Genomic DNA, 1332 nt, shown 5'->3' with positions numbered 1-1332 from the left:
GACCCAAGCCCGAACCCCCGGCCCCCGACCCGGCCTCCCTGGTAGCCGGCCGCTACCGCCTGGTCTCCCTGATCGGCGGCGGCGCCATGGGCGTGGTCTGGCGGGCCCGCGACGAGGTCCTGGGCCGCGACGTCGCCGTCAAAGAGCTGCGTCCCGACCACGGCATGAGCGGCGCGCAGGTCCGCACCTCGCACCAGCGCGCCCGGCGTGAGGGGCGCATCGCCGCGCGGCTTCAGCACCCGAACGCGGTCGTCATCTATGACGTGGCCGAGCACGACGGCCGTCCCTACCTGATCATGGAGTACGTCCCCTCGCAGAGCCTGGGCGACATCCTGGCCACCGGTGCGGTGCTCACGCCGACCGAGGTGACCAGCATCGGGGCCCAGCTGGCCTCGGCGCTCACCGCGGCCCACGAGCGCGGCATCGTGCACCGGGACATCAAGCCCGGCAACGTGTTGATGACCTCCGACGGCACCGTGAAGCTCACCGACTTCGGCATCTCCCGGGCCACCGGCGACGCGACCGTCACCGCGACCGGCGAGATCCTGGGCACCCCCGCGTACACCGCGCCGGAGGTGGCGCAGGGGCATCCGGTCGCGTTCCCGGCCGACGTGTTCTCGCTCGGCGCCACCCTCTACGCCGCGGTCGAGGGCATCCCGCCGTTCGGCGAGGACGCCAACGCCATGGCCACGCTGCTGCGCGTGGTCCGCAACGAGATGCGCCGGCCCAAGCGCTCCGGCCCGCTGACCGACACCATCCTGCGGATGCTGAGCCCGGAGCCCATCGACCGCCCCACCATGAAGGATGTCTGGCAGGGGCTCGACGCGCTGGGGACGAAGCCGCTGCCGCCGGTCGCGCGCAAGCCGCAGCGCGGCGCGACCCGGGCGTTCGACGCGCCGTCCCCGACTGTGGCGATGGAAGCGGGCTCGGCGATGGGCTCGATCGGTGCGGCCGGTGCGGCCGGTGCTGTCGGCGCTGCCGGTGCGATGGGCGCGGCGGGTGCGATCGGTTCGGCGGGCGCGATGGGTTCGGTGGGCCCGCTCGGCCCGGTCAACGCGCTGGGCCAGAGCCAGAGCCCGCTGGGTCCGATCGCCACGCCCGGCACGACGGGCGCCAAGCCCGCCCCCGGCCCGGCCACCGTCACGCCCGCCTCGACCGTGAACCAGCAGGCCTCGTCCGCCACGCTGCCGAAGTCGACGACCGCGATGCCGTCCGACCCGGTCCCGACCACCGCGATGGCACAGCAGCCGAAGGCCGTGACGCCACTGGTCCCGAGGCAGAGCGCGGCGGCGGCCTCCGCCCCGCCGCCCCCGACCTCCAACCGCTCGGACC

General features: G+C 74.8%; 1 protein-coding gene. It reads left to right on the top strand.

What is annotated here, in order from left to right:
• On the top strand, window positions 1-1332 hold a 1332-nt coding region (locus KGQ19_RS48630), incomplete at both ends, for a serine/threonine-protein kinase (protein WP_212022438.1).

This window comes from Catenulispora pinistramenti (assembly GCF_018274385.1).
GTDB classification, from domain to species: Bacteria; Actinomycetota; Actinomycetes; order Streptomycetales; family Catenulisporaceae; genus Catenulispora; species Catenulispora pinistramenti.
This window is presented reverse-complemented; position numbering and strand designations above follow the sequence as displayed.